The organism is Rhodoferax ferrireducens (assembly GCF_049302455.1).
Taxonomy (GTDB): domain Bacteria; phylum Pseudomonadota; class Gammaproteobacteria; order Burkholderiales; family Burkholderiaceae_C; genus Rhodoferax; species Rhodoferax ferrireducens_B.
Window position 1 is genome coordinate 93,888 of the sequence record NZ_JBAQMD010000024.1, and the last position, 6,406, is coordinate 100,293.

At 58.6% G+C, this 6,406-nt stretch carries 6 protein-coding genes; 2 read left to right on the forward strand and 4 right to left on the reverse strand.

Translation table 11 applies throughout. The annotated features are described in order from the left end of the window. Nucleotides 1-58: 58 nt before the first annotated feature. Entirely contained in the window at nt 59-1,099 is a 1,041-nt protein-coding gene (locus tag WA157_RS04065) for an AraC family transcriptional regulator ligand-binding domain-containing protein (protein WP_422619742.1), read from the forward strand. A 135-nt stretch (nt 1,100-1,234) separates the two neighbouring features. On the opposite strand, the gene WA157_RS04070 is transcribed toward WA157_RS04065, so the two are convergent. From WA157_RS04070 to WA157_RS04085, 4 genes are all read right to left on the reverse strand, one after another. Then, nucleotides 1,235-1,993, reverse strand: a complete 759-nt coding sequence (locus WA157_RS04070) for an amino acid ABC transporter ATP-binding protein (protein ID WP_011464613.1) — start codon at nt 1,991-1,993, stop codon at nt 1,235-1,237. Between the two features lie 27 nt (nt 1,994-2,020). After that, nucleotides 2,021-3,124 (reverse strand): amino acid ABC transporter permease, encoded by a 1,104-nt coding sequence (locus WA157_RS04075; RefSeq protein WP_422619743.1) that lies wholly within the window; start codon nt 3,122-3,124, stop codon nt 2,021-2,023. A 15-nt stretch (nt 3,125-3,139) separates the two neighbouring features. Next, on the reverse strand, nt 3,140-4,315 hold the full coding sequence (locus WA157_RS04080; RefSeq protein ID WP_422619744.1) for an amino acid ABC transporter permease: 1,176 nt from the start codon (nt 4,313-4,315) through the stop codon (nt 3,140-3,142). Nucleotides 4,316-4,445: 130 nt separating this feature from the next. Continuing rightward, on the reverse strand, nt 4,446-5,480 hold the full coding sequence (locus WA157_RS04085; protein ID WP_422619745.1) for an amino acid ABC transporter substrate-binding protein: 1,035 nt from the start codon (nt 5,478-5,480) through the stop codon (nt 4,446-4,448). A 273-nt stretch (nt 5,481-5,753) separates the two neighbouring features. Here WA157_RS04085 and WA157_RS04090 point away from each other — a divergent pair, with 273 nt between their 5' ends. Beyond that, the gene (locus WA157_RS04090) at nt 5,754-6,356 is read left to right on the forward strand and encodes an isochorismatase family protein (RefSeq protein WP_422619746.1); all 603 of its coding nucleotides are present in this window, start codon (nt 5,754-5,756) and stop codon (nt 6,354-6,356) included. Nucleotides 6,357-6,406: the final 50 nt, after the last annotated feature.

Here is a 6,406-nt window from a genome sequence, read left to right on the forward strand (position 1 = left end):
GACATAGCGGCCAAGCAAGCCAATTTTCCATGCAAAGGCGCGCGACTATCATTGCGCGATGCCGTTAACCGACTGTTCAATCCCGGCCGTCGCTCCAAACGCGCGCGTGGTGGCGCCCTACGCCCACACGCTGTGGGATGCAGCGCGTGCACAGGGGCTGGACGACGCACTGTTGATGGCGACGCTCGGGCGCGCCGCCATCGGCGATGACGATGTTTCGGTAGCGGCCTACCTGGACCTGCTGCAGGCGGCTCGCGCCCAAGGTGGGCCGCTGTTTGGCTGGCGTCTGGGGCAGTGTGTCAAACCCACCTCCTATGGCGTCAACGGTATCTTGCTGCTGGCTTGTCCAACCCTGGGGGATGCACTGCAACAGGTGCTGCGTTTTGAGTCGCTCGTGCATGACCTGGGTCGCTCCAGCTTCACCCGGCACGCAGACAGGGTGGTTTACGCCTGGCGCAACGACTGCGCCGCGCACCCGATGGCCGGTGTGCTGGCGGAATCTGTGTTCTCTGGCATTCAGACCTGCGCCCAGTGGCTGATCGGCAAGCCCCTGATCGATTTTGACCTTGAGTTCACGCACGTCACCGACGCCGCCACATCGGCGCGTATTGCGCAGTGGAGTGGGGCGCGTGTGCGCTGGGGCGCGGCTGAAAACCGGGCCATCTTTCCGGCCTCGGTACTGGCCTGGCCCATCCCACAGGCCAACAAGGCCTTGTTGCCGCTGTTGCAGCAGCACGCCGAAGCCTTGCTGCAAGCGCGTTATCCGCAGGATGTGGGCATCGTGGCCCAGGTGCGCCAAAGTATTTCTGGTCGTCTGGGAAGCGGTTCGGTCAAACTCGCCGGCGTCGCCTCAGACTTGCACCTGTCCACCCGCACCTTGCAGCGCCGCCTGGCGGATGTGGGGGTGGCTTATCAGACGCTGCTGGACAGCAGCCGCCACGAATTGGCTCGCCATTACCTGAGCAACTCGGCCATGCCGGTGGCCGAAGTGGCTTATCTGCTGGGTTTTCAGGATACGCCAGCGTTTCATCACGCCTTCAAGGGCTGGCAAGGTCAGGGGCCAGGGCAGTACCGCGTGTCAGTTTGCCAAAAAGTTTAAGGCCTTTAGGCCTCAAGCCACCGTGGAATAACGATATATAGCTATTAAAGTAATAGCTAATGTCAGCTGGCCTTTGCGGGCCGGCTTGATCCTGCCGCCGATCCAACCGAACCCGGCCATCAGCTGACCCGGCGCTCAATGCCCCAGAATCTTCGACAAAAAGTCTTTGCTGCGCTCGTTTTGCGGGTTGTTGAAGAAGTCGTGCGGATTGTTTTGTTCCACGATCTGACCCTGATCCATAAAGATCACGCGGTCGGCCACCGCCTTGGCAAAGCCCATCTCATGCGTGACGCACAGCATGGTGATGCCTTCATCGGCCATGGCAATCATCACATCGAGCACTTCCTTGATCATTTCGGGGTCCAGCGCCGACGTGGGCTCGTCAAACAGCATGATTTTGGGCTTGAGGCACAAGGCACGCGCAATGGCGACCCGCTGCTGCTGGCCGCCTGAAAGTTGCAGCGGGTATTTCTCGGCCTGCTCGGCGATGCGCACCCGGTTGAGCTGGTGCATGGCCTTTTCTTCGGCTTCCTTTTTGGGCATTTTGCCGACCCACATCGGTGACAGCGTCAGGTTCTCCAGGACCGTCAGGTGGGGGAACAGATTGAATTGCTGAAACACCATGCCGACTTCCTTGCGCACCTGGTCGATGGCCTTGACGTCGTCAGCGAGTTCGATCCCGTCCACGACCAGACGCCCTTGTTGGTGCTCTTCAAGGCGATTGATGCAGCGGATCAGCGTGGATTTTCCCGAGCCCGACGGCCCGCAAATGACGATGCGTTCGCCTTTGGCCACGGTCAGGTCAATGTCGCGCAGCACATGAAAGTTATTGCCGTACCACTTGTTGACCTTGTCGAAAATGATGATGGGTTGTGGGGTTGAGGACTCGGACATGATTGTTTTCTTTTGGGTGAGAGGGTTTCAGCGCAGTTTGCTTTTGTTGACTTGTTTTTCGACCCAGTGGCTGTAGCGCGACATGGAGAAGCAAAACACAAAATAAATCAGGGCAATAAAAATGTAGCCTTCAATCGTGAATGGGCGCCAGTTGGAGTCGGAGTTGAGCGCCAGGCTCATGGCCCCGGTCAATTCATAGAGGCTGACGATGGTGACCAGCGAGGTGTCCTTGAAGGTGGAAATGAAGTTGTTCATGATGCCCGGCACCACCATCGCCAGGGCTTGCGGCAGCACGATCTTGCGCTGGGTTTGCCAGTACGACAGCCCCAGGGTGGCGGCCGCCTCGACTTGCCCCTTGGGAATGGCCTGCAAACCGCCGCGAATGACCTCGGCCGAATAGGCCGCGGCAAACAGGGTGATGCCCACCAACACGCGGATCAGCACGTCGATCTTGAAGCCTTGCGGCATGAACAGCGGAAACATGAAGGAGGCCATGAACAGCACCGAGATCAGCGGCACGCCGCGAATCAGCTCGACGTAAATGGTGCAAAAACTGCGGATGGCGGGCAGGCTGGAGCGCCGCCCCAGTGCCACCAGCAGTGCAATCGGGAACGACATCACCAAGGACAGCGAGGCCAGCAGAATGGTCAGCGGCAAGCCGCCCCAGCGATCGGTGTCCACCTGGGTCAGGCCCAGTGTGTTGCCGTACATCAGGGTGAAAAATGCTGCCAGCACGACCAGCCACAGCAGCGGCAGCCAGGTTTTCCAGAACATGCGCACGCAGCTGGCCACCAGCAAGCCGGTGAGCAGCACAGTGGCAATCAGCGGGCGCCATTGTTCCTCAAACGGGTAGCGTCCGAAGATGATGACACGGTATTTCTCGGCGATCACGCCCCAGCAGGCGCCCACACCGTCGGCGCGGCAGGCCTCATAGTTGGGTAGCCAGGCGGCTTTGAACACCGCCCAGTTCAGGATTTGCGGTACCAGCCACAGTAAAACGCCGCCAACGATCAGGGTCGCCAGGGTGGTTTTCCAGTCAGCCAGCAAATTGGCCTTGACCCACGCGACCGGGCCTTCGGTATCGACCGGGGCAGGGCGCGCCGCGATGGGTTGAAAAATAGTTGCAGTCATGGTGTGGGTCCGGGGTCAACGTTCTTTGATAGCGGAGCGGCTGTTGTACCAGTTCATCAGAATGGCGGTCCCCAGCGAGGTGCTCAGGTAAACCAGCATCACCAATGAAATGCACTCCACCGCGCGGCCGGTCTGGTTGAGCGCGGTGTTGGCAATGGAGACCACATCGGGGTAGCCAATGGCCACCGCCAGGGAGGAGTTTTTGGTCAGATTCAGGTATTGGTTGGTCAGCGGCGGGATGATCACGCGCAACGCTTGCGGCAGCATCACCAGGCGCATTTCCTGCTGGCGGCTCAGGCCCAAGGCGGCAGCCGCTTCACTCTGGCCCAGTGGTACCGACTGGATGCCACCGCGCACCACCTCGGCGATGAAGGAGGCGGTGTAAAGCGTCAGACCCAATAACACAGCCAAAAACTCAGGTGTCAGCGCCCCCCCGTTTTCAATCGAAAAATCACCTTTGAACGGTCGGTTCAAAGCAGTGGGTGCGCCACCGAGCAACCATCCCAGCAGGCTGGCCGCAACAATGATCACCGTCGGCATCCAGAACATGCTGCGCACCCGGCCGGTCGCCTCAAATTGGCGCTTGGCCCAGCGCCGGTAAACCCAGGCCAAAACCAAACCGGGGATCAAACCATAAGCGGCCCACAATTGCCCGATAGACCATACCGGAATAGGGTAGTTGAGCCCGCCTTTGCTCAAGAAAAAAGAGCCCAACACCCAGGCATCGGAGGCGGCGGGCAATACCTCGGTCAAGATCACGTACCACAACAGCAGTTGCAATAGCACGGGGATGTTGCGGAAAAGCTCCACGTAGACCTGGCACAGGCCGCGCACCAGGGCATTGCGCGAGAACCGCCCCACGCCTAACAGGGTGCCTAACACGGTCGCCAGAACAATGCCCAGCACGGCCACGCGCAGGGTGTTGGTGACGCCGACCAGGAAGGCTTGCCAGTACGGTTGGGCCGAGTCAAACGGGTACAGGCTCTCGCCGATATCGAAGCCGGCCGCTTGTGTCAGAAAGTCAAACCCGCTCTGGATGCCACGCACCCGCATGTTGAGCAGGGTGTTGTGGGCCAGAAACCAGACAAAGCCGCCAATGACAAAAAGGGCAACGACCTGGTAAATCAGGCCTCGAAAGGCCTGACTTCGCCAGGACCAGTTATTCTTTTTAGGAGGATTTTTGGAATTCATTGTGCTTTGCGATTTGCAGTGCTTCGTGAAACAACAAGAGGGACACCTGAACAGAGCGTCATAAAAAAAGGCGCCGCGTGAATCGCCAGAGCGACATCAAGCGGCGCCGGTCAGGGCTGAGTGCCGCGAATTAACGCACCGGATAGGCGTACATCAAACCGCCCTTGTTCCACTGGTTGTTGACGCCACGCGGCAGGCCCAGCGGCGAACTGGGGCCGACATTGCGTTCAAAAATTTCACCATAGTTGCCAGTGGCCTTGATGGCGTTGGCCATCCAGTCCTTGCTCAGACCCAGCAGCTTTCCGGAGTCTTCAGAGGTGCCCAGGATGCGCTGCACCACGGGGTCTTTGCTGGTGGTCTTCAAACCTTCCAAATTGGCTTGGGTGATGCCGTATTCTTCAGCTTCGAGCAGGCCATAAATAACCCATTTGACAATCGCAAACCACTCGTCGTCACCGCGGCGCACCATGGGGCCCAAAGGCTCTTTAGAGATGAGTTCAGGCAGGATGATGTGTTCTTTGGGGTCCTTGGCAACCTTGTTGCGAGTCGAAGCCAGACCGGATGCGTCGGTTGTGTAGGCAATGCAACGGCCGGTAAAGTAAGCGTTTTCAGCGGCCTCAAGCTTTTCAAACACGACCGGTTTGATGTTCAGTCCGTTGGCCTTGGAGTAGTCGGTCAGGTTCTTTTCCGTGGTGGTTCCGGATTGCACACACACGGTTTGGCCCTTGAGCTGCTTGGCGCTCTTGATCTTGCTCTTGACGGGCACCATGAAGCCCTGGCCATCATAGTAGGTCACTGCGGTGTCGTGCAGGCCCAAAGATGCATCGCGGGTCAGGGTGAAGGTGGTGTTGCGCGAGAGCACGTCCACTTCACCCGACTGCAGGGCCGTGAAGCGTTGCTGCGCATTGAGCGGCACATATTTGATCTTTTCAGCATCGCCCAAGGTGGCAGCAGCGATGGCGCGGCATACATCCACGTCCAACCCAGACCATTTGCCCGCTGAGTCAGCCGCACCAAAACCGGCCAGACCGGTGTTGACACCGCAGACCACCTGGCCACGGGCCTTGATGCCGTCCAGGGTCTTGCCCGCGTGGGCAGGGGCGGTCATGAAGGCGCCCAAGGTTGCCACGACAGCGGTCAGGGTTTGTAATTTACTCAGATGCATTTGCATTACTCCAGTGGAAAAAATGAATCAAACAAAGGACAGCGGCAGTTTCCTGCGGATTTATCCCCGGGGCGAACTTTAGTCCCCCTGGGGATAGCTTGGCATCGGGGTTTACTCTTGCTGTTCATGCAAAATATTTATAACCTGATCCAACTATGTCGCTTGTCCCATAAGCCATGAGCAAAATCTGTACCAACCGACAGATAGCCTGAACACTTGCGGTTTAATTGACCAGTACCCGAAAATGTTCAATTTCCTAAAGGAAAGCCTGCCATGTTGCTAGATGCTGCCCAATCCCAACTCGTGCTGGTGGATTACCAAAGCCGCCTGATGCCCGCCATTTTTGAAGCTCCGCTGGTGCTGGCCAACGCGCTGCGCCTGGCGCAAATGGCGCGTTTGCTGGAGGTACCAATTTGGGGCACTGAGCAAAATCCGTCCAAGTTGGGCGAAAACGCGCCCGAATTGCGGGCGCTGTGCACGCAGACCCTGAGCAAAATGCATTTCAGCGGTGTCGAAGAAGGCCTGGGCGAGTGGTTGCGTCCACCAGCCAAGCCGGTCGCGGGCAATGCGCGCAGCTTGCCCAAGCACCTGCAAAAGCCGACTGCAAATGCGCCCGAGCGCAACACGGTCGTGATTGCTGGCTGCGAGGCGCACGTTTGCCTGCTGCAAACCGCGCTGCATTTGCTCGAAGATGAGTTTGAAGTCTGGGTGGTGACCGACGCCTGCAGCTCACGCACCGAGCGCAACCGCGACGCTGCCTTTGACCGGCTGGCGGGCGCTGGGGCCGAACTGGTAACGACCGAGATGGTGGCGTTTGAGTGGCTGGGCGGCGCCGAGCATCCCCACTTTAAAGCCGTGCAGAATTTGATCAAATAGGGCAAAAGCCGGCGTCAGTATTACGTTAGTAGCTATTGGTTGTATAGCAG